At 57.3% G+C, this 20,636-nt stretch carries 18 protein-coding genes; 8 read left to right on the top strand and 10 right to left on the bottom strand.

Annotation, left to right across the window (positions count from 1 at the left end):
* The first annotated feature begins 20 nt into the window (after positions 1 to 20).
* The 5 genes from trkA (at position 21) to ACR0DG_RS01755 (ending at position 4,888) form a co-directional block, all read left to right on the top strand.
* Positions 21 to 1,397, top strand: coding sequence for a Trk system potassium transporter TrkA (gene trkA / locus ACR0DG_RS01775; protein WP_480693727.1), 1,377 nt, complete (start codon positions 21 to 23; stop codon positions 1,395 to 1,397).
* 41 nt (positions 1,398 to 1,438) lie between these two features.
* Complete coding sequence (locus ACR0DG_RS01770) at positions 1,439 to 2,935, top strand: TrkH family potassium uptake protein (protein ID WP_480693725.1); 1,497 nt, start codon at positions 1,439 to 1,441, stop codon at positions 2,933 to 2,935.
* A 126-nt stretch (positions 2,936 to 3,061) separates the two neighbouring features.
* On the top strand, positions 3,062 to 3,301 hold the full coding sequence (hfq, locus tag ACR0DG_RS01765; protein WP_010440340.1) for an RNA chaperone Hfq: 240 nt from the start codon (positions 3,062 to 3,064) through the stop codon (positions 3,299 to 3,301).
* Positions 3,301 to 4,572: a GTPase HflX gene (gene hflX / locus ACR0DG_RS01760; protein WP_480693723.1), complete on the top strand. Its 1,272-nt coding sequence runs from the start codon at positions 3,301 to 3,303 to the stop codon at positions 4,570 to 4,572. Before hfq ends, hflX begins: the two co-directional genes overlap by 1 nt.
* Positions 4,573 to 4,588: 16 nt before the next feature.
* Positions 4,589 to 4,888, top strand: a complete 300-nt coding sequence (locus ACR0DG_RS01755; RefSeq protein WP_480693721.1) for a putative quinol monooxygenase — start codon at positions 4,589 to 4,591, stop codon at positions 4,886 to 4,888.
* Here the strand turns inward: ACR0DG_RS01755 and ACR0DG_RS01750 are convergent, their stop codons facing one another.
* From ACR0DG_RS01750 to hemB, 4 genes are all read right to left on the bottom strand, one after another.
* Positions 4,889 to 5,263 carry a nuclear transport factor 2 family protein gene (locus ACR0DG_RS01750; RefSeq protein WP_480693719.1) on the bottom strand — a complete coding sequence of 125 codons (375 nt, stop codon included), beginning with the start codon at positions 5,261 to 5,263 and terminating at the stop codon, positions 4,889 to 4,891.
* 128 nt (positions 5,264 to 5,391) lie between these two features.
* The gene (locus tag ACR0DG_RS01745) at positions 5,392 to 7,854 is read right to left on the bottom strand and encodes a penicillin acylase family protein (protein ID WP_480693717.1); all 2,463 of its coding nucleotides are present in this window, start codon (positions 7,852 to 7,854) and stop codon (positions 5,392 to 5,394) included.
* Positions 7,855 to 8,014: 160 nt separating this feature from the next.
* On the bottom strand, positions 8,015 to 8,587 hold the full coding sequence (locus ACR0DG_RS01740; protein ID WP_480693715.1) for a lipid-binding SYLF domain-containing protein: 573 nt from the start codon (positions 8,585 to 8,587) through the stop codon (positions 8,015 to 8,017).
* 140 nt (positions 8,588 to 8,727) lie between these two features.
* Entirely contained in the window at positions 8,728 to 9,726 is a 999-nt protein-coding gene (gene hemB / locus ACR0DG_RS01735) for a porphobilinogen synthase (RefSeq protein ID WP_480693713.1), read from the bottom strand.
* A gap of 120 nt (positions 9,727 to 9,846) precedes the next feature.
* On the opposite strand from hemB, the gene ACR0DG_RS01730 reads away from it, so the two are divergent.
* Positions 9,847 to 10,371 (top strand): component of SufBCD complex, encoded by a 525-nt coding sequence (locus ACR0DG_RS01730; RefSeq protein ID WP_480693711.1) that lies wholly within the window; start codon positions 9,847 to 9,849, stop codon positions 10,369 to 10,371.
* Between the two features lie 21 nt (positions 10,372 to 10,392).
* Positions 10,393 to 13,848: a transcription-repair coupling factor gene (gene mfd / locus ACR0DG_RS01725; protein ID WP_480693709.1), complete on the top strand. Its 3,456-nt coding sequence runs from the start codon at positions 10,393 to 10,395 to the stop codon at positions 13,846 to 13,848.
* On the opposite strand, the gene ACR0DG_RS01720 is transcribed toward mfd, so the two are convergent.
* From ACR0DG_RS01720 to ACR0DG_RS01700, 5 genes are all read right to left on the bottom strand, one after another.
* Positions 13,845 to 14,417: an SH3 domain-containing protein gene (locus ACR0DG_RS01720; protein WP_480693707.1), complete on the bottom strand. Its 573-nt coding sequence runs from the start codon at positions 14,415 to 14,417 to the stop codon at positions 13,845 to 13,847. The two genes, mfd and ACR0DG_RS01720, sit on opposite strands and share 4 nt — an antisense overlap.
* A gap of 95 nt (positions 14,418 to 14,512) precedes the next feature.
* Entirely contained in the window at positions 14,513 to 16,177 is a 1,665-nt protein-coding gene (locus ACR0DG_RS01715) for a tetratricopeptide repeat protein (protein WP_480693705.1), read from the bottom strand.
* Between the two features lie 57 nt (positions 16,178 to 16,234).
* The gene (locus tag ACR0DG_RS01710) at positions 16,235 to 17,443 is read right to left on the bottom strand and encodes a multidrug effflux MFS transporter (RefSeq protein WP_480693703.1); all 1,209 of its coding nucleotides are present in this window, start codon (positions 17,441 to 17,443) and stop codon (positions 16,235 to 16,237) included.
* 86 nt (positions 17,444 to 17,529) lie between these two features.
* Positions 17,530 to 18,177, bottom strand: coding sequence for a DsbA family oxidoreductase (locus ACR0DG_RS01705; RefSeq protein WP_480693701.1), 648 nt, complete (start codon positions 18,175 to 18,177; stop codon positions 17,530 to 17,532).
* Complete coding sequence (locus ACR0DG_RS01700) at positions 18,174 to 19,691, bottom strand: class I adenylate-forming enzyme family protein (RefSeq protein ID WP_480693700.1); 1,518 nt, start codon at positions 19,689 to 19,691, stop codon at positions 18,174 to 18,176. Before ACR0DG_RS01700 ends, ACR0DG_RS01705 begins: the two co-directional genes overlap by 4 nt.
* A 65-nt stretch (positions 19,692 to 19,756) precedes the next feature.
* Between ACR0DG_RS01700 and ACR0DG_RS01695 the strand changes: the two genes are divergently transcribed.
* Positions 19,757 to 20,380: a helix-turn-helix domain-containing protein gene (locus ACR0DG_RS01695; RefSeq protein ID WP_480693699.1), complete on the top strand. Its 624-nt coding sequence runs from the start codon at positions 19,757 to 19,759 to the stop codon at positions 20,378 to 20,380.
* Here the strand turns inward: ACR0DG_RS01695 and ACR0DG_RS01690 are convergent.
* Positions 20,369 to 20,605, bottom strand: a complete 237-nt coding sequence (locus ACR0DG_RS01690) for a hypothetical protein (protein ID WP_480693698.1) — start codon at positions 20,603 to 20,605, stop codon at positions 20,369 to 20,371. The genes ACR0DG_RS01695 and ACR0DG_RS01690 overlap by 12 nt on opposite strands.
* Between the last annotated feature and the right edge of the window lie 31 nt (positions 20,606 to 20,636).

The following is a 20,636-nucleotide window of genomic DNA, read 5'->3' as shown; positions in this document are numbered from 1 at the left end:
CAGGCAGAAGGGCCAAAAGCATGAAGGTCATCATTTGCGGTGCCGGTCAGGTTGGCTGGCAGATTGCTCGGCATCTGTCCGGAGAGTTGAATGACGTGACGGTCGTGGACAACAACCCGGACCTTGTGCGCAGAGCAACGGAAACGCTGGATGTTCAGGGCATTGCGGGGTTCGCCAGCTACCCCGATGTGCTGGAACGGGCAGGCGCACGCGATGCCGAGATGATCATCGCTGCCACCCATTCAGACGAAGTGAACATGGTGACCTGCCAGATGGCGCATTCCGTGTTTTCGATCCAGCGCAAGATTGCGCGTCTTCGTTCTAAATCATACCTGCAAGCCATTCATTCGGACCTGTACCGCCGCGATCACCTGCCGATTGACGTGGTGATCAGCCCGGAACGCGAGGTGGCTGCAGCTGCAATGCGCCGCCTGTCCGCTCCATCCGCTTTTGATACCGAGATGTTCATGGATGGGCAGGCTCAGCTGCTGGGTATTCGGATTGCCGAGGACTGTCCGATCGTGAACACGCCGCTTCGGCAGCTGACGGACCTGTTTTCCACGCTCAGCTCGGTCGTTGTTGGGGTGCGTCGCGAAGGGACATTGTTCGCGCCAGAATCCGAGGATCAGTTGTTCGTCGGCGACGAGTGCTATGTTTTTTCCAGCGTCGCGGATGTCGATCGCACGATGGAGGTCTTTGGCAAGGCTCAAAAGAAACAAGACCGCGTGGTCATCGTTGGTGGTGGCAACGTCGGGCTCGAGGTCGCGCGTACCCTGGAAGAGCGTGAAAGCAGGGTGCGTGCCAAGATTATCGAACGTGACCGACAGTGTGCAGAACTGGCGGCTGAAGCCCTTGAGCGGACAATTGTTCTGAACGGCGATGGCTTGGACGCTGCACTGCTGCGTGAAGCGGGGATCGAGCGTGCTGATGCCATGCTGGCTGTTACGGATGATGACCGCGCGAACATGCTGGCGGCGGTTCGGGCCAAGGCCGAAGGATGCGCTTTGGCGATTGCACTGATCAATGATCCCAGCATGGTGGCACTGATGGGGCCGTTGGGAATTGATGCGTATATCAACCCAAGGGCCACAACCGTTAGTTCGATCCTACGTCATATTCGACATGGGCGTGTCCGTCAGGTGTATTCGATCGGTGACGCCGAGGCCGAGGTGATCGAGGCCGAGGTGCTTTCTACTTCGCCGATGGCCGGGCAAAAACTACGGGATATCGACTTCCCCGAGGGCGTTCTGGTCGGTGCCGTACGCAAAGGCGATGAGCTGCTGCGCCCCACCGGCAGTCTGCGGATCGAAGAAAAAGACGTGGTCGCGATTTTCGCCATGGCCAAGGATGTGCCCGAGGTGGAACGCTTGATGCAGGTTTCGATTGATTTCTTCTGATGGCACGGGTTGTGACACATCGGATCGGATTATTGCGGCGGATGCCGTTATTCTTGCTGATCTGGGGAATAACCGCCCTGTCGATGTGGATACCCGCGGCCTACGCGCTTTCGTTGAATGACCACGATACGTCCCGATCCTTTTTCTATTCTGGTGTGCTGGGCCTGTTCGTGGTCGCGACGATTACGCTGGCGTCTTCCAATCGGGTGCCAAGGCGCGGCACGTTGGGACAATTGGCGGTTCTGCTGGCCTGTTTCACCGTTTTGCCGATTTTCCTCGCGGTGCCGCTGCACGACGCGCTGGGGAACACGACGTTTCTGAATGCCTATTTCGATATGGTCAGTGCGTTGACCACCACGGGTGCCGATATCTTTCCTGATCCAGACAGGTTGACCGCTCCGTTGCATCTTTGGCGTGCTTTAGTCGGTTGGATGGGCGGGCTTTTGATGTGGATATCGGCGGCCGCGATCCTTGCGCCACTGTCCTTAGGCGGGTTTGAAGTCACTGCGCGTGGCCAGCCGGGCAGGCCGGTTTCGGGCGTTGCGCAAAGCGAGCGGGTCGATCCAAGGGGACGCCTATTGCGGGTGACACGGACGCTTACACCAGTTTACGCCGGGCTAACTGTTGTCATTTGGGTGCTACTGCTCGTCGTTGGGGAAGAGGCTCTGACCGCAATTTGCCACGCGATGTCCACCATGGCCACGTCCGGGATTTCACCCGTTGGTGGATTAGAGGGGGCACAGGCAGGCTTTACCGGCGAAGTGATCTTGTTCCTGTTTCTCTTCTTTGCCTTGTCGCGGCTTACGTTTTCGACGGATACCGCCACAACAGGATACTCGAGGCTGGACAAAGACCCCGAATTTCGGATCGGGATGATGATCGTCGCCGCTGTTGCCGCTTTGCTTTTCATTCGCGTATGGGCTGGTGTGAACGAGATCGGTAATCAGTTGACGCCCCTGCAAGCGCTTAATGTCATCTGGGGAATGGCGTTTACAGTGCTGTCCTTCTTGACGACCGCTGGATTTGAAAGCGCCAATTGGAATGATGCACAGCAATTGTCCGGGTTGGGAACGCCGGGACTTATACTGATGGGTATCGCGTTGATTGGCGGTGGTGTTGCAACCACTGCAGGTGGGGTGAAATTACTACGGGTTTTTGCCCTCTATCTGAATGGTGCGCGCGAGATTGACAGGTTGATTTACCCGTCATCCGTCAGCGGGGTGGGCGGTGGCAATCGCCGTATTCAAAGCGATGGGGCCTTTATCGCGTGGATATTCCTTATGATGTTCGCTTTGACCGCAGCGCTGTTCAATATGTTGCTGGCGGCTATGGGCGCAGGGTTCGAACAAGCGATGGTTCTGACCGTTGCCGCGCTCAGCACCACTGGTCCGCTGATCGAACTGGCGACAGATGTACCCCTGCGCCTGGTGGATTTGTCAGGGGGCGCAAAGCTGACCATGTGCGCGGCCATGGTCATTGGCCGATTGGAAACACTCGCAATCATCGCGTTGATTACACCGTCTCTGTGGCGGGACTGAGAATCAACACCCGCGTTAATGATTGATTTTTCATCTGGAAACTCGGGAAACGACACTCCATACTCCGCCAAAGGGAGCGCGTTGGTCCGCAGCGCGTAGCAAGAACAATGGCGAGATTATAAAAATATGGCTTCGGACAGACAGAATCTGCAGGACGCGTTCCTGAATAATGTACGGAAAGCAAAAGTCCCGGTCACAATATTTCTGATCAACGGTGTGAAATTGCAGGGTGTGATCACTTGGTTCGATAACTTCTGCGTGTTGTTGCGCCGCGACGGACAGTCGCAGTTGGTTTACAAGCACGCGATCTCGACGATCATGCCATCGCAGCCGATCAGCCTGTATGAGGGCGAAGACGCCTCTTGATGGAACACGATAGGACGCGCACCCGGGCCTGGGTGCTGCATCCGGAAATCAAATCAGATGAACAGCGCCGTGTCCCCGAACCGGCGCTGGATGAGGCGGTTGCACTTGCTGCTGCGCTACCCGATCTGGATGTGGTCGGCTCTGAAGTTGTGCGTTTACAGCGTGCGCAAGCCGGTTTGCTATTCGGTAGCGGGAAAATCGACGAACTAGGGGCGCGCTTTCACGAAAACGAAGTTGAACTGGTTCTAATCGATGGTCCGGTCACGCCCGTACAGCAGCGTAACCTCGAAAAAGCGTGGAAGGTCAAAATCCTCGATCGGACGGGGTTGATCCTTGAGATTTTCAGTGACCGCGCCCGGACTCGCGAAGGTGTATTGCAGGTCGAGATGGCCGCGCTCAGCTATCAGCGGACGCGACTGGTTCGGGCATGGACCCACCTGGAGCGTCAAAGGGGTGGCCTTGGTTTTGTTGGCGGTCCGGGCGAGACACAGATTGAGGCAGACCGTCGCGCCATTGATGAACAGCTTGTCCGCCTTCGCCGTCAGCTGCAAAAGGTGGTTAAAACACGCACGTTGCACCGTGCGGCGCGGGCAAAGGTGCCTTACCCGATTGTCGCGCTGGTCGGGTATACCAATGCCGGGAAATCGACGTTGTTCAATCGGTTAACCGGTGCCGAAGTGATGGCCAAAGACATGTTGTTCGCCACGCTGGACCCCACGATGCGGCGGGTTGAGTTGCCGGACGGCCCCGAAGTGATCCTGTCAGACACGGTGGGTTTCATCTCGAGCCTGCCGACAGAATTGGTTGCGGCATTTAGGGCGACGTTGGAAGAGGTTCTGGGCGCGGATATTGTCGTGCATGTGCGCGACATCAGTCATGAAGACACGGATGCTCAGGCACAGGATGTCGAAACGATCCTGTCCTCACTGGGTGTGGAGGACGAGCGGCCGCGGCTGGAAGTTTGGAACAAAATCGATCTACTCAGTTCAGACGGTCGCGAAGCCGCGATAGCGCGCGCTGAACGTGACGAAGCAGTCTTTGCAATCTCAGCTGTGACGGGTGAGGGGATTGAACCCCTGCTGGCTGAGATTTCAGAAAAACTTCAAGGTGCACGACACGAAACACAGCTGAGCCTGAGTTTTGCCGAAGGGGATAAACGCGCGTGGCTGTTCCGTCAGGATGTTGTCAGAGACGAGAAACAGACAGAAGACGGTTTCGAGATCACCGTGCTGTGGACGGACAAACAAGCCGCACAGTTTTCGGCTTTGTGAAGTATCGGCCAAGCAAATGACACCAGAATCGACAGGGCGCGTGTTTTTGGAAGGGCACATCCTTGTGCCGGCTGACCGGATTGCGCAAGTCCGTGGGGCGTTGCCAGACCACATTGCATTGACGCGGGCCGAACCGGGATGCCTGTCCTTCGAGGTCACAGAAGATCAGGACGTCGAAGGACGGTTTAATGTGCGCGAGGCGTTCGAAAGCCAATCCGCTTTCGAGGCACATCAAGCCAGAACAAAGGCTTCACCCTGGTACGAAGTGACCAAAGGTATCCCAAGGGAATACTCGATCACCGCGGAAAACGACTGATCAGTTGCCGTCAATTTGGCGTTGGTAGTCATCCGCATCGAACCAGCCAAGGGACGTTTGCACCTTGTGGTCAGGCGTAAGATCCCATTCTTCCCAACCGCGTGTGACTACGTGATTACCGGTTTGAGCGTGGTGACCTTCAAGTGTCCAGACGAAAATGGCGTGTGACCCGGCCCAGCGGAACATGTCGCAGCGAATTTCAAGATCTGGAAATTCTGTCTGAAAACCACGTGCCATTTCGACAACCGCGGAGCGGCCAACTATCGGATCACCTCTGTTGATCGTGATTTGTCCATCTGGCGCATAAAAACTTGCGACAGCTTCCGGATCGCCCGAACTCCATGCGATTGCGTAATCACGCGCAAGATTATTCATTTTATCTCTGAAACTTGCCATCAATACCCCCAGTCAAAATACGTAGACCCTTGGGACGTTAGGCCAAAAAGGCGTTAGGCGTCCACGGAGTTATTAAAAGGGGGCAAGGTCTTGCCGAAAGCTGGATGTCAGCGCGGGACCAAATTGGTGACACCCACGGCGGCCGCACGCGCAAGGTCCAGATCCAGCGACATGGGAATGTATTCCCCACGCCGCCATAGCTGCGCCTGATCATCGTAGTAACGCGACAGGAAGTGACCGGATTGACCGGTTGCGGTGATAAAGACCGAACTGTCAGGGTCTGCGAAGTCATAGACGCCCCGATATCCTGCACCGTGCACGTTCTGGAACGGATCAGGGCCTTCGCCCGAGGTGCGCCCACGCAGCAGAGTGTTGTCTCCGCCGCTTGTCGACTGCCGGATATTCACAAAGAACCTCAGAACCGGGACCGAGCCCAAAACTGGGTGGTCGTGCGTGGCTTGATGGGCATCACCCCATCGCAAGGACTCCAGTGATCCTCCGTATTTTTCTGCGATCCAAATCAGCGCATCGTCCAGCGCAAGCCGAGCCATATCAGTGCAGGTTTCTGTTGGTGCGCTCTGCCGCACGTCGCACCAGACCGAAGCGCCGTCGATATCGCGATATACGCGTTCGATAAACAGAGGCTCGACATGTTTGTACTCTGCCGCCAGTGGTCCCAATTCGTCTGATATCAACCGGATTTGAAGCGCCCTTAGCCAAGCTGCATAGATCAATGGTTCGGGCAAATGCTCATTCATCTCACCGTTCCATTCGGCTAGCAAAGCCAGCGCGATCTGTCTTTGCCTTTCAGGTGTACCCTCGGGGGCCGATGCGCCGGTGAACCACAAGTCTGCTCCGATCAGTGGCAACAAAGAGCGTGCGGTGAAGCTGACCGTATCCAGTTGAGCCTCGATAAAGCTGTCGCGCGTGTGGACTTCGCGCGATTGCATCAGGCGCTCCCAGCGGTGAATGCGTTGGGTATCGCCCCATTCATAGGACACATGCTCGGGGAAGGGGCGTTCGATGACCTTATTGTTTGTATTGCCAAGGATACCCCCAGCTGGCGCGACGAATTCCGGGTTGTCCGCGAAGGGCAGCCGACCTTGCCATCGGTTTTCTGAAAGCCACCCGGGCGTGGGGATGCGCCCCCGGGCTTGGTTGCGCAAATTGCGCTTGGGCATTGCACCGATGAGTTTCATCCCAATAGTCGTTTCGTCCACCAGCGATAGGTTTTGCGAGGGTGCGATAAAGCGTTCCGCAGCGTCGATCGCTTGTCTGACCGAGTTCGAATTCATGAGCGCCATAGACGCCGAAATAGAGGTGTCCTGCGCACTGAGCACGGTCCACGACAACGACGTAACGTGACCGGGAGGCGTGATAGTTCCCAGATCGTAATGGCTGCCGGGCAGAACGGGTCCGTTCTCGGTCCAGCGAAGGGTCAGGGTAATTGGGGATTCGTCTTTTATTTCAATGATCGACGGGCGCGATTGGAATTTCTTGAAACCATCCGGCGTCAGATATTCCTCGGGGTTGTCGGGATTTAACCGTTCAATATGCACGTCCTGATCATCAAGGTAGGACGACGTTAACCCCCAACCCAAGCGGTTACTGCGCCCGGCCATAACGGCCGGCACACCGGGAATGGTTGCGCCAATCACACCGCCATTGGCCAATTCCAACCGCGCCAGGTACCATATTCCCGGTGCGGTGAAGCCCAGATGGGGGTCATTTGCCAACAATGTCCCTCCGATCGCTGATCGGGATGGGGCCGCGCTCCAGGCGTTTGACGCGCCTGCCAGTCCGCGCTTGGGGAAGGGTGACAGCGGCGTGTCTGGCATCGGTGTGCCAGCGGCGTATCGCGGCACACCGGGAAAGAGCGTGGCATATTCAGGCAAGGCGGCGATACCTGCACCCGGAACGTCCGGAAGAATATCGGCCAAGCGCGCGGCATCGTTCAGCATCAAAGATGTGCGTGCGCGGAGTACTTCGTCTTTCAAATGGCCTGAAAGCTGGAGGCCCATCAGTTTGATGATGGCGATACTGTCACCCGGCTGCCAGGGTGAAACCGGTGCATTGAACAAGAACATCTCGGGCGCGCCGCGGCCCAAAGCCATTTCATTGATTTCATCCAAGCGGGCGTTCACGCCCTGTGCGTAGGCACGCAAAGCCGCCTTGGTGTAATCGTCCTGGACGGATACCGAACGATGAGCCAGGCCATATAGGTCCAACCGGCGCAGCAGCCTGTCTACAGAAACTGTCCGGGTGCCAAAAACCTCTGAAAGACGTCCCTGCGCCGTTCGACGCAGAACGGTCATCTGCCAAAGTCGATCCTGCGCATGGGCGTAGCCGAGCCCAAAAAAGACATCTGGATCCGTTTGTCCCAAAACATGCGGGACGTTGGCTGTATCGCGCACGATTTCGACCGGCGCGGACACTCCGTTCACGGCGACAGCCTGGTTGTATTCAGGCAAAGATTGGCTGGCCAGAAAGTAAACCAGCAAGACCGCTGCCAAAATCAGCAGCACAAGGCCCGAGGCAATACGCACCAACCAGCGAAAAACTATTGCCATCTGCGGTCCATTAATCTGATCACCCTTTGAATGGCGGCAGAGTAAAGGAACCCCACGCGAACCGAAAGAGCCTCGCCCGAAGTTTGTCCGATATAATAAACAAACCCCGCCATTGGCAGTGCCACTGACGGGGTCATAACACTACGCTTGGGTGCCGTTTTTACGGGATAATCCGTGTGTATTTAGTGCCGTCCACGGTTGCCCCGATTTGCAGACCGGCCTGTCCGAAGATGGCAGCCAGTACCGGCGAACGAAGCTCGGTCGTGCTGGTTGACAATGAGTCACCCTGATCACTGACCACGTAACCGATGTCAGCACCCGCGGTCCAACCGTTCGACCGGCGGAAATCGTTCAGGGCATCCTCTGTCATAAAGAACAGAACGTGGGCGTATTGCTGGGCACCGATCTGCAGACCAGCCGTGCCCTTTACTGAAGAGTAATAATCGACCGTTGCGCCATTGATCCTAAGCGCGCCGCGCCCGAACCCGCCACCAAAGACAAATCCTGCTTCGGTGATCAGGGGCATGACAAGCATACCATTTGCTTTATTCGCGATTTCAACCGTGTTCGGGAAACGCGAATACATTTCTGTCAGTGTCGCATCGACACGTGCGTCGATCGTAGCTGCGTTGGAATTGCCGACGCCATTGCCGCAAGCGGCTGTCAGCGTCAGACCGGCCATGCCTAAGGCAAAGCCACGACGGCTTAGTCTGGTTGGATTGGAACTGCTCATGTTTTTTCTCTGTATAACTGCCTGATATGCCGGGTGATCCCGATCTTGTGTGCAAGAATACGCCGATTGATTCTGCGTGTCACGGGAAAGCTGTGCCCACACAGATCACAATCGGCGAAAAATCGCGAAAATTTGAGATTCTAGCCCTGAAGCACCTTCGCGACTGCGGGAGCAAAGTAGGTCAGAATGCCATCGCAACCGGCGCGTTTGAAGGCCAGAAGGCTTTCCAGCATGACCTTTTCGCCATCGATCCAGCCGTTCTGAGCTGCAGCTTGTATCATCGCGTATTCGCCGGACACCTGATAGGCATATGTGGGTGCGCCAAACGTGTCTTTGACCCGTCGGCATATGTCCAAATAGGGCATTCCGGGTTTGATCATCACCATATCCGCGCCCTCAGTCAGATCGCGTTCGATCAGACGTAGGGCTTCATCCGAATTTGCAGGATCCATCTGGTATGTCTTTTTGTCTCCGGTCAACGCACCCGATGCGCCGACAGCGTCACGGAAAGGTCCGTAGAACGCGCTGGCATACTTGGCCGCATAGCTGAGGATCATGACATTCTGGTGCCCCGCCGCCTCGAGCGCTTTGCGCATTTCGCCGATCCGGCCGTCCATCATGTCAGACGGGCCGATGATATCCGCTCCGGCGTCGGCCTGGGCCAGCGTCATTTTCACAAGTGCTTCGATGGTCTGGTCGTTCACAATCTCGCCATCGACAACGTAACCGTCATGCCCGTTGATATTGTACGGATCGAGAGCAACATCCGTCATGACAGCGATATCAGGAGCGGCTGCTTTGATGGTCCTTATGGCCCGGTTTGACAGATTGTCGGGGTTCCAGGCCTCGGCACAGTCTTCGGTCTTCAGGCTGGGGTCGGTATACGGGAAAATGCATATCGCAGGAATTCCAAGCGCCTGCGCCTCAACCGCGGCTTGGGCGATCATATCGACCGAGCGGCGCATCACACCGGGCATGGATGGAACGGGTTCTTCCACACCTTCGCCGTCACGCACGAAAACCGGCCAGATCAGGTCATCTGTGGTCAGGGTGTTCTCACGCACCAGTCCGCGAATGGCCTTTGATTGGCGCGCCCTGCGAAAACGGGTCATAGGATAAGGGGCGATGGTCGGTTTCATGTCGCGCTCTCCTTGAATATTCCCGCATTGGGTGGCATGAATTCCCGGTAGTCTCAAGGGTAACGATGGACGCGCGGGTGCGAATAGGGTCCCTCAGGATAGTGAATAAAGGGCTGGCGCGTGGACTTATACGATTCGATCTTTGAACTCATCGATATGCGCAGCTTTTCCAATCTTTGGTATTGGATCGTGCTTGCGGTTCTGTGGTCTTCGGCCAGTCACTGGTCGATGGGCGTTCCCTATGATCTGGTGGTGCGTGCGCGCCGGTCTGGCGGGCAGGCCGAACAGGACCTGATGGACATCGTGCGGATCAACAAGAACCGGCTACTTTATATCGTTGATGTATCGGGGTTGGTTATTCTTGGATTTGGGTGTTTCTTTTTTACCGGCTTGGCGACCTTGGGATTTTATTACGGGGTCGAATTCGCCCAAGCCTTGTTTTTGTTGTTGTTTCCGGTTGGGCTTGTGATGTTGATCAACATTTCCGCGGCCCGTAAATTGCAGCGTATTGAGGTCAGTCTCGAGATTGTCTCAAAGATACTGACACGGTGCAGAATCTACACGCAGATTGTAGGGATCATTTCGATCTTGATTACCTCGCTCTGGGGTATGTATCAGAACTTTTCGATCGGCGTTCTGGGATAGAGAATTCGGAAAGGCAAAGCGATGACGGCTCCGGACCATGTCACGGTTGGCGGCGCCCCCGAGGGGTTTGACGCGCAACTGGTATTGAACGAGATCTCTCGTTCAAACGGGCCGGTCTGCCACGTGGCCCGCGACGATAAACGTATGGAAGCAATGCGCGCGGCGCTTGCCTTCTTTGCGCCGGATATGCCCGTGTTCGTTTTCCCGGGTTGGGACTGCCTGCCGTATGATCGGGTCTCGCCCAATGCCGATATCGCCGCGGCCCGTGTGGCAACGCTGGCGGCTTTAGTGCACCAGATGCCCGACCGGTTTGTGTTGCTGACGACGTTGAATGCGGCCACTCAACGTGTTCCCGCGCGTGACGTGCTGCGCGAGGCGGCATTTACCGCGCGAGTGGACCACCGGGTCGATGAGGCTGCTCTGCGAAACTTCCTTGTGCGGATGGGCTTCACCCAAAGCCCAACGGTGATGGAGCCCGGCGACTATGCCGTTCGCGGAGGTATCATCGACATTTTCCCTCCGGGTGAGTCTGGTCCTGTGCGCCTTGACCTTTTCGGAGACGTGCTGGATGGCGCTCGGCGGTTCGATCCGGTCTCGCAGCGCACAACGGAAAAGCTTGAGGTTGTAGAGCTGGCCCCGGTGTCCGAGGTCATTCTGGATGACGCAGCAATCACACGGTTTCGTCAGAATTACCGGATCGAATTTGGCGCAGCGGGCACGGACGACCCGTTGTATGAGGCGGTAACCGCAGGTCGCAAACATCAGGGTGTTGAACACTGGCTGCCCTTTTTCCACGAGAGGCTTGAGACGCTGTTCGATTATCTGCCCGGCGCAACAATTTCGTTGGATGATCAGATCACGCCATCACGTCTGGCCCGATGGGACACGATCGCCGACCAGTACGAGACACGGCGTCTGGCGCTGGAAAACCGGTCGCGCATGGATACCGTTTATAAACCGACGCTTCCGGGGCTTTTGTATCTGGATGATGATGCGTGGAAGCAGGCTGTTGATGGGCGCAGGGTGCTGCAGCTTAACCCGCTGCCACAGGCCTCGGGTCCCGGGGTGATTGACGCCGGTGGTCGGATCGGACGGAACTTTGCGCCTGAACGGCAACAGGAAAGCATCAGTCTGTTTGGCGCTCTGGCCGCGCATATCACCGACAAAATGACGAAGGGACCAGTGCTGATCGCTTCGTATTCCGAAGGCGCGCGGGAACGTCTGACCGGGTTGATCGAAGATGAGGGGCTAGCCGAGGCTATTCCCGTCACCGACGGCACCCGCGTCGGAAAACGGGGCCTGCATCTGGCCGTCTGGGCGCTGGAGCACGGGTTCGAAACCCCGGATTTGACGGTGATTTCGGAGCAAGACGTTCTGGGCGACCGGCTGATCCGACAACCTAAAAAGCGCCGCAAGGCCGAGAACTTTCTTACCGAAACTCAATCCCTGACCCCCGGTGATCTGGTCGTGCATGTGGATCACGGTATCGGGCGTTACATGGGGATGGAGGTCGTCACTGCTGCCGGGGCCGCGCACGAATGCCTGCTGTTGGAATATGCCGAACAGGCCAAGCTCTACCTGCCGGTCGAAAACATCGAGCTGCTGTCGAAATACGGCCACGACGAAGGTTTACTGGATCGTCTGGGCGGCGGCGCATGGCAAGCCAAGAAGGCCAAGCTGAAAGAGCGCATCCGCGAGATGGCGGATAAGCTGATCCGCATCGCCGCCGAACGTGCCCTGCGCAAAGCACCCGTCATGGACCCGCCGCCCCACGCGTGGGAGGAGTTCAGCGCCCGCTTCCCCTATCAGGAAACGGACGACCAATTGCGCGCGATTTCCGAGGTCATGGAGGACATGCACTCCGGCGCGCCGATGGACCGCTTGATCTGCGGTGATGTCGGTTTCGGCAAAACCGAGGTTGCCATGCGCGCGGCGTTTGTCGCCGCGATGTCGGGTGTTCAGGTTGCGGTGATCGCGCCGACCACGCTGCTGGCTCGCCAGCACGCGGCCTCGTTCAAGGAACGCTTCCGTGGGTTCCCGCTGGAGGTCCGTCAATTGTCGCGGTTCGTGTCTGCGAAGGAAGCCCAGCAAACCCGCGACGGGCTGGCGCGCGGGACGATCGACATTGTGATCGGCACCCATGCCTTGCTAGCCAAGGGGATACGGTTCAACAATCTGGGCCTGCTGATCATCGACGAAGAACAGCATTTCGGCGTGGGCCATAAAGAGCGTCTGAAACAACTGCGCAGCGATATTCACGTGCTGACCCTGACCGCAACGCCGATCCCGCGCACGCTGCAATTGTCCTTGACCGGTGTGCGCGACCTGTCGATCATCGGCACGCCGCCCATCGACCGTCTCGCCATCCGCACCTATGTCAGCGAGTTCGATGCCGTAACGATCCGCGAGGCCCTGCTGCGTGAACACTATCGCGGCGGGCAGAGCTTCTATGTGGTCCCGCGCATCTCGGACCTGCCAGAGATAGAGGAATTCCTAAAGGAACAACTGCCGGAGCTGACCTATGTCGTCGCGCACGGACAGATGGCGGCGGGTGAACTCGATGACCGAATGAACGCCTTCTACGACGGCAAGTATGACGTATTGCTCGCGACAACGATTGTCGAAAGTGGGCTGGATATTCCGACGGCGAATACGATGGTCGTGCACCGGGCGGATATGTTCGGCCTTGCGCAGCTCTACCAAATTCGCGGCCGGGTGGGGCGCTCAAAGACCCGCGCCTATGCCTATCTGACCACGAAACCACGCCAGAAACTGACGGCCACGGCCGAAAAACGCCTGCGTGTACTGGGGTCTCTGGATACGCTTGGGGCTGGCTTTACCCTTGCCTCACAGGATTTGGACATTCGCGGCGCAGGCAATCTGTTGGGTGAGGAACAGTCGGGCCAGATGCGCGACGTGGGCTATGAACTCTACCAATCGATGCTGGAAGAGGCGATTGCCAAGATCAAAGCCGGTGAGATGGAGGGGCTGTCGGATGCCGACGATCAATGGGCCCCACAGATCAATCTGGGCGTGCCAGTTCTGATCCCCGAAGACTACGTACCCGATCTGGACGTACGTCTGGGCCTTTACCGCCGCCTGTCGTCGCTTTCGACCAAGGTCGAATTGGAAGGCTTTGCCGCCGAACTGATCGACCGCTTTGGCTCTCTGCCAAAAGAGGTGAACACGCTGATGCTCGTCGTGCGGATCAAGGCCATGTGCAAACGTGCGGGCATTGCCAAGCTGGACGGAGGGCCAAAGGGCGCGACGATCCAGTTCCACAATGACAAGTTCGCGTCACCTCAGGGGTTGGTTGAGTTCATTCAGAACCAGCGCGGGCTGGCCAAGGTCAAGGACAACAAAATTGTCGTGCGTCGTGACTGGAAAAAGGACAGCGACAAGATCAAGGGTGCTTTCGCAATCGCCAGAGACTTAGCCGAAAAGGTTGTTGCCGAGAAAAAGAAGGCGAAAACCTAGTCTCCGCTGACAAAAGTGCACAATTGCCATTCGCCCGCATCCGATTGCACGAACGCGGCACGGTAACCGACCATTGGCCAAAGAAAGTCGCTGTGAATGTACCCCTGACCACCATCTGTCAGTAAGACGTTCTGATACTCAGCCTCCTGAGAATATGCGCGCACGATGACAACCTCATGGCTGATAAGGCCCAGGCTCGGCGCGTTTTGGTCTGCAGATTGGCGCAAGGTCACGTTCTGTCCGTCCACGAAGTAAGCCATATTCGGGTCCAGTGAGGCGGGCAGGGTGATCTGCCACTGGTGCGGCATCCAGAATTCCCCCTGATCGTCAAAATACCCCGGCTTTGCCAAAGTGGTTTCGAGCGCACTCCAATAAGCTTGGGTGTTTGACTCGGTTCTCTGTCTCTCTAGTTCGGTCAGCGTGTCATCCGTAACCACAAGGTTTGCCCGCAATTCTTCGGGACCGCCGGCGCCGGTGTGGCTTAGGTAGATGTCCGGGCAGGCAGAGGCGATCACGCCTTCAATGTCCCGCGCGGCGACCTTCCCGCGAATTGCTTCTCTGAACGCCATCAGCGACGGGCTCCGGTCGGCTTCGTCGACTGGAGGAAACGTTTGTCGCTCGGCGACTGCCGGTGAGGCAAGCAGGGCAACTAGCGCAATATATCTCATTCGGCGGCTTTCATCGCGGCCTGCGCGCAGAAACAAGACGCGGCCACAGCTTGATCCGCACGCGCCAATGCAAGGTCGAGGCGTTGCTTGATCTGTTTGATCTCGACGGTTTCACCGCGTGATTTCAGGCAATCATGCAAACCCTTTAGGCTCCAGACATTGTCGGGGTGGATCGAAGCACGGCTCAGGTTTCCGCCCAGACCCAGGTCCTCGCGGTAAACGGCTTCGGCCTCAGCGACGTGCCTCTGTTCGTACAAAAGCGCGCCCAGGGCGTGACGTGTCGGCTGCATCCAACCCCACGGTTCGTCATAGGGCAACGTGTCGTCCAATTCGACCGAGCGGCGCAGGTGCGCATACGCAACTTCATAGTTTTCTTTGCGGTATTCAATTTCGCCCCGCAGCATCTCGCGGGCGATCTCTAGTAAATCAACGACCCGATTGTTGTGAAGTAAACGCGTATCCGGAACGCGCTTTGCCGCCGTCAAAAAAAGCTGTTCTTCCTTTTCTGCTTCGGGAACCTGATCCGTCGCGGCATAGGCAATGGCACGGGCATAATGTGTGGTCGCAGTCAGTGTGCGAAACAGGTCGGGATCTTCGGGCAGCTTCAGGGCCTTTGCGTCTTCCCACTTGCCAAATCGGATCAGGATATGCGGGCCTATTGACATGTAGCTTTCGAAGAAATCGGCCATTGGTGGGCTTTCAATGCGCAGCATATCCTCGGGCGTCGTCTCCCAAAGACCTTGATTGGCGCGCAGGGCGGGTTCCATCTGGCCAAGGAAAAGCGCGCCATAGATCGTGAAATGGTAATCGTGTTGCCGATAGCCGGTGTAGATGTTGAACGCGCCTTCACGCTCATAGTATTTCAGATCGGCTTCGGTGGCTTTTTCGTTCCAATGCACGACGTTCTGGTAGTGGCCGCAGAGCACGTCGATATGCGTCGGCATGTGCACAAGATGACCCGCATCCGGAACCAAAGTACGCAGGACGTCGCCAGCCTTCAGGGCCTTTTCCGGGGTTGGCGACATCTCCATCAGGTGAACGTATAAATGCAGTAGGCCGGGATGAGACATGGCAGCGGGATCTTCTGCCATTGCGTCCTCAAGCGCCTTTTGCGCCTCGAGCGTTGCAGCGCCCGCCGCTGGTTCGCCAGTCTGCAGGTCCCACATCTTCCAAGGCGTCAAATTCAGCAAGGATTCAACAAAGATGGTTCGCAGATCCAGGTGGCTTGGCAGGGTTGCAAAAGCGTCGCGCATGGCATCTGCAAAGTCATGGTCCCAAACATGCATGCCATCTATCGGGTCACGCTGAGGATAACGCGCGGGCAGGGCGCGGATCAGCGCCTGTTCCACAGGACTACAATGGTCTAGCAGCGCAAGAGCCTGTTGCGTGGCATCGTACGCCAGCGCCAAAGCCTTCTTCTGCCCCCGGTCATCGCGCAAATCCCAGGGCAGGTTATAATTTGGCCCGGCGGCATAGGCTATTCCCCAGTGGGCCATTGCGCAGTCCGGGTCGGCCTCGGCCGCACGTTGAAAGCACACGACAGCTTCGTCATGGTTATAGCCATAAGTCCAGTTCAGCCCGCGGTCGAACCACAACTGCGTTTCGGCTGAGGTCGTTGTGATTGGGCAGGAATAGGTACCCAGATCGTAGTAATCGCTCATCGAAATCTCCCCCTTGGGTTAGGGGCAGGTTAACGCGATTCAAATTGGCTGCACAGGTCAGGCAGGCAGTCTGTTTTCGATCCGGCCCATATGCAGCATCAACACAAAGCCAAGGGTGCACATCGTCAGGATGCCCAAGGCGAGCGGCAAGATAGACCCGTCAAACAGCTGGCCGATCGGTGCAGCAATCGCGGCAGCAAAAACGGTCGAGATTGCGCCGATCACCGACGCGGCCATGCCGGCAATATGACCCATGGGTTCCATGGCGATTGCGTTGAGGTTACCCATTGTCATGCCGGCCATAAAGAAAATCGCTGTTTGCCAACTGACGAAAATACCAAATGACAGGCCCGGCGAAAGCTGCATTGAATTCAGAAAGATCACGGCCGAGGTGAACACGATCTGCGCTCCAAGCACCCAAGTTACGATCCGTCGCATACCCAAACGCACCACGAGTGCTGCGTTCAACAAACTGGCAGAACCGGACATCAAGGCGACAAAGCCAAACCAGAATGGAAAGCTGTCCGCGCTGTCGTGAATGATGTCGTATACGGGCTGCACCATCGTCAGCATCGTGAACAGCATGCCAAGACACAGTGTTTGTACCATGATCGAAACACGTACGGTTGGATGCGCGAACATCTGGCGCGCAGCGTCCATCATGAGAGGCAACCGCAGCGGGCGGCGATTTTCCACCGCCAGCGGTTCCGGCAGCCGCAAACCCATCCAGACGATGGTGATCAGCGAGAACAGCATGAACGAGGCGAAGATGCCCCGCCAACCTGTCAGCGCGATTATACCGGCCCCCATCATTGGCGCGATCGCCGGAACCAGCGTGAAGATCATCATGGCAATTGAGACGATGCGCGCCATCTCGCGTCCGGAATAGAGGTCTCGGATAATCGCCATGGCAACGACGCGGGGGGCCGAGCAGCCAATGCCCTGAAATATCCGGGCTATCAGCAGCATCTCAAGCGAGGAGCTGAACCAGGCCACCGCAGCGGACAGAATATAGAGGAGCGACCCGGCATAGATCACGGGCTTACGTCCGAAGGCGTCCGACAAAGGCCCCGTGAAAAAGGTGCCGATCCCCATGCCCAGCACGAAAGAGGTGAGGATCAACTGTGCTTTGTTGGCGTCGCCGGGACTAAGCTGCTCGCCGATCTGCGGCAGGGCTGGCAGCATCGAGTCGATCGAAAACGCGATCGTCGCAAACATCATCGCGACCAGCGCGACGAATTCTCCCCGAGACATACGATTGGCCATTGTGCCCTCCTGACCAGATCGCGCTATCACGGCGGGTCAAAGGGCACCAGCGAGTATGCGCACAGACGGGTGTGCTAATTTGCAGATTAAGCCTCAAGTTGAGACATTATATCCCCGATCACGCGCTGCCACATCTCAGGTGGCTGAGCACCGGGAACAGCGTGTTGGTTTGCAACGATAAATGTCGGAACAGAGTTTACGCCCATCTGGCGCGAATGTGTGTCCCGGTCGCTGATATCCTGCCGGTCCGCTTCGGATTTGAGCAGCTTCAGAACCACTGCCGCATCCATGCCGACGCTGTCGGCGATATCGGCCAGAACCTCATGATCGCCAATGTCACGGGTCTTGACGAAATAGGCGTCGAACAGGGCATCAACGACTTCGTTTTGCTTGCCCTCAATCCCGGCCCAGTGGATCAGGCGATGCGCATCCAACGTGTTCGGCGTACGCTTCATGCCTTCGAAGTCAATGCTCAGACCTGCATTCTCGGCATGCTCTACGACTGGTGCATAAGCCCGGACCGCACCTTCCTTGCCTCCGAACTTGCGTTCCAGATACTCACGCCGATCCATCCCGGCGTCCGGCATGTCCGGGTTCAGCTGAAATGGGTGCCATTCAATCACGAACGGGTGGTCAGGAATGGCGGCCAGCGCTTTGTCCAGATGCGTCTTGCCAATATAGCACCAAGGGCAAATCGGGTCGGACATGATATCGAGCTTGACGGTCTGGGTCATTCGTTGGTCGCCTTGAAATAGGCCGGAAGCGCCCGGCGCAGGAGTTTCCCGTTACCGCCGCTGGGCAGTTCAGGCAGATGAACAAAGGCGCGCGGTTGTTTGTAGCGCGCCAGGTTTTCTTCGACATAGGAGCGCAGGGCGCTTTCGTCCAGTTTTTCCGGTCCGGTATAAAAGGCTGCAATCACGAATGTGTCCTGTTTGACCTCGACACAGGCAGCACCCACCTGCGTGATACCCGGGAAACGGGACAAGGCGGCTTCAACTTCGACCGGCGACACACGGTACCCACCTGCGTTCATCATATCATCGTCCCGACCCAGATAGGTAATCTGGCCGTCGATAGCCATTGCACCCTGATCGCCGGTCAGGAACCAATCGCCCTGCATCTTGTCCTGTGCCTCATCCGGTGCGTTCAGATAGGTCAGCATGAGCCCGGGATCTGAGCGATGGATTGCAATTGTGCCCTCTTGCCCCTGCGGAACCGGCCCATCGGGGCCAAGGATCGCGACACGGCGACCGGGTTGTGGCTGACCCAAGGCGTCCCCGCGGGCTGGGTGATCCGGGCTGGATGAGATGAATGTCGAACATTCGGACATTCCGTAGGCTTCGAACAATTCGGTTCCCGTGGCTGTAACCCAGTTCTGGTGCAGGTGACGCGAGAGCTTTTCGCCAGCACACAGCCCATGCCTTAGATCGGGCAGGTGCAATTCGTCAGGTTTGTGCAGAAGCTTTCGGAAGACACCCGGCGCCGCGGCGAAGATCGTGGCGCGATGCTGGCGCAGTAAAGTGGGCAGCGCGGTGAAATCCGTACCCGGTTCAGGTATCAACGCGGTCGCCCCGATGGTCCACGGATCCATCAGACCGGTCCCGAGTGTGTAGGTCCAATTAAAGGCCCCGGCGTGGCACAATCGATCCGTCTCGCGCAGGCTGTACCAGCCGTCTACCATCATTTGACGGGCCCAGATGGCGCGGTGGGCGTGGGCCACAGCACGTGGTTTACCAGATGTGCCCGATGTATAGACGACGTAGGCCATCCTGTTGGGATCACCCAATTCAAATTGAGCGGGCGGAAGATCTCGCATTGCTGTCAGTTCAGACACAGTGATCTGGTGCGGGTGCCTCGCGCAAGAGACACTCGGATCGCGTAGGACTGCCGCAGGGTTTAGGTTTTGGATAATCTTGTCCGTTTCCGGTTCGGTCAGTTGGGACGAGGTTGGAACCGGTATCACCCCGACGGCGATCGCGCCTAGATAGGCGATTGGGAAGTCTACTGTATTGCCCAGCCGCATCAACGCGATGTCGCCGGGTTTAAGCCCAGACCGCAGCAACCCGGCCCCGGTTCCCAGAACGGCACGTTTCAATGCGTCATAGGTCCAGTGTTGCGCGCTCGGATGCCCAAGGACCGAAAGCGCCGTTTTCTCCGCGTTGCGATCCGCAGCACGCAGAACATGCGCAGTCAGGTTGAACGGAGATGGGCAAGCCTCAAACGGGCCCTGATCGAAAACCGAAAGCATACCGATTGGCTACCGTGGCGACAGACGCGTTGCAAGCAGGACAGGCTCATCCTATAGAATGACGCATGAGCACCCAAGACCAGACATCCCTGATCCGCATCGCACGCGATTCCGGAGAGCATACCGAACTTGAACCGCTGGACCTCGGCGCGCGTGTACGTGAGCTGCGCAAGGCGCGCAGCTGGACCTTGGAGCAAGCGGCCAATCAGGCCGGACTTGCGCGGTCGACGCTCAGCAAAATCGAAAACGGGCAAATGTCTCCGACTTATGATGCGCTCAAGAAACTGGCGACGGGGTTAGAGATTTCGGTGCCGCAACTGTTCACGCCACCGCAACGCGAACAGGTGATAGGACGTATGGCTGTCACGCGCATGGGGGAAGGCGCGGCGCACCCTACGACCACCTATGAACATGAGTTGCTGGCCGAAACACTGACCAAGAAACAGATGCTGCCCTACCGCGCGCGCGTTCGCGCCCGGTCCATGGATGAGTTCGACGGTTGGGTGCGTCACGATGGCGAAGAATTCCTGTATGTCCTAACCGGTGTTGTGCGCCTGTATACCGAATTCTATGAACCCGTTGAAATGCGCCGTGGCGACAGCGCGTATTACGACGGTAGCATGGGGCACAACGTCGTCTCAGTCAGTGACGAAGACGCCATGATCCTTTGGGTGACATCACTTACTTAAAGACCGGTCGAATTCGCGGTTCAGGCCTTCGGTAAACAGAAAATCTTCCAGCTCTTCTCGAGCTTCCGTCACAGTCAGTTGGTGACGCTCAGCCAGGTAGGCCTCGAACCCTTTGCGATCCTTGCAAAGCCGCGTTTTGTCTTTTTCCCGCAGGTTCGGAAAACGGCGTTGCGCGCGCGCATACGTGGCGTCCCAGTCTTGCGTCAGATCATTCCAATTCAACATCTGCAAGCTTTCCGGTTTCAGGTTTCACGGC

Source organism: Ruegeria sp. BG8 (genome assembly GCF_056538325.1).
This window is presented reverse-complemented; position numbering and strand designations above follow the sequence as displayed.

What these genes read in the sequence shown, in the direction of transcription:
- trkA (WP_480693727.1), top strand. Translation starts at nt 21, where the DNA reads ATGAAGGTCATCATTTGCGGTGCCGGTCAGGTTGGCTGGCAGATTGCT.
- ACR0DG_RS01770 (WP_480693725.1), top strand. Translation starts at nt 1,439, where the DNA reads ATGCCGTTATTCTTGCTGATCTGGGGAATAACCGCCCTGTCGATGTGG.
- hfq (WP_010440340.1), top strand. Translation starts at nt 3,062, where the DNA reads ATGGCTTCGGACAGACAGAATCTGCAGGACGCGTTCCTGAATAATGTA.
- hflX (WP_480693723.1), top strand. Translation starts at nt 3,301, where the DNA reads ATGGAACACGATAGGACGCGCACCCGGGCCTGGGTGCTGCATCCGGAA.
- ACR0DG_RS01755 (WP_480693721.1), top strand. Translation starts at nt 4,589, where the DNA reads ATGACACCAGAATCGACAGGGCGCGTGTTTTTGGAAGGGCACATCCTT.
- ACR0DG_RS01750 (WP_480693719.1), bottom strand. Translation starts at nt 5,263, where the DNA reads ATGAATAATCTTGCGCGTGATTACGCAATCGCATGGAGTTCGGGCGAT.
- ACR0DG_RS01745 (WP_480693717.1), bottom strand. Translation starts at nt 7,854, where the DNA reads ATGGCAATAGTTTTTCGCTGGTTGGTGCGTATTGCCTCGGGCCTTGTG.
- ACR0DG_RS01740 (WP_480693715.1), bottom strand. Translation starts at nt 8,587, where the DNA reads ATGAGCAGTTCCAATCCAACCAGACTAAGCCGTCGTGGCTTTGCCTTA.
- hemB (WP_480693713.1), bottom strand. Translation starts at nt 9,726, where the DNA reads ATGAAACCGACCATCGCCCCTTATCCTATGACCCGTTTTCGCAGGGCG.
- mfd (WP_480693709.1), top strand. Translation starts at nt 10,393, where the DNA reads ATGACGGCTCCGGACCATGTCACGGTTGGCGGCGCCCCCGAGGGGTTT.
- ACR0DG_RS01720 (WP_480693707.1), bottom strand. Translation starts at nt 14,417, where the DNA reads ATGGCGTTCAGAGAAGCAATTCGCGGGAAGGTCGCCGCGCGGGACATT.
- ACR0DG_RS01715 (WP_480693705.1), bottom strand. Translation starts at nt 16,177, where the DNA reads ATGAGCGATTACTACGATCTGGGTACCTATTCCTGCCCAATCACAACG.
- ACR0DG_RS01710 (WP_480693703.1), bottom strand. Translation starts at nt 17,443, where the DNA reads ATGGCCAATCGTATGTCTCGGGGAGAATTCGTCGCGCTGGTCGCGATG.
- ACR0DG_RS01705 (WP_480693701.1), bottom strand. Translation starts at nt 18,177, where the DNA reads ATGACCCAGACCGTCAAGCTCGATATCATGTCCGACCCGATTTGCCCT.
- ACR0DG_RS01700 (WP_480693700.1), bottom strand. Translation starts at nt 19,691, where the DNA reads ATGCTTTCGGTTTTCGATCAGGGCCCGTTTGAGGCTTGCCCATCTCCG.
- ACR0DG_RS01695 (WP_480693699.1), top strand. Translation starts at nt 19,757, where the DNA reads ATGAGCACCCAAGACCAGACATCCCTGATCCGCATCGCACGCGATTCC.
- ACR0DG_RS01690 (WP_480693698.1), bottom strand. Translation starts at nt 20,605, where the DNA reads ATGTTGAATTGGAATGATCTGACGCAAGACTGGGACGCCACGTATGCG.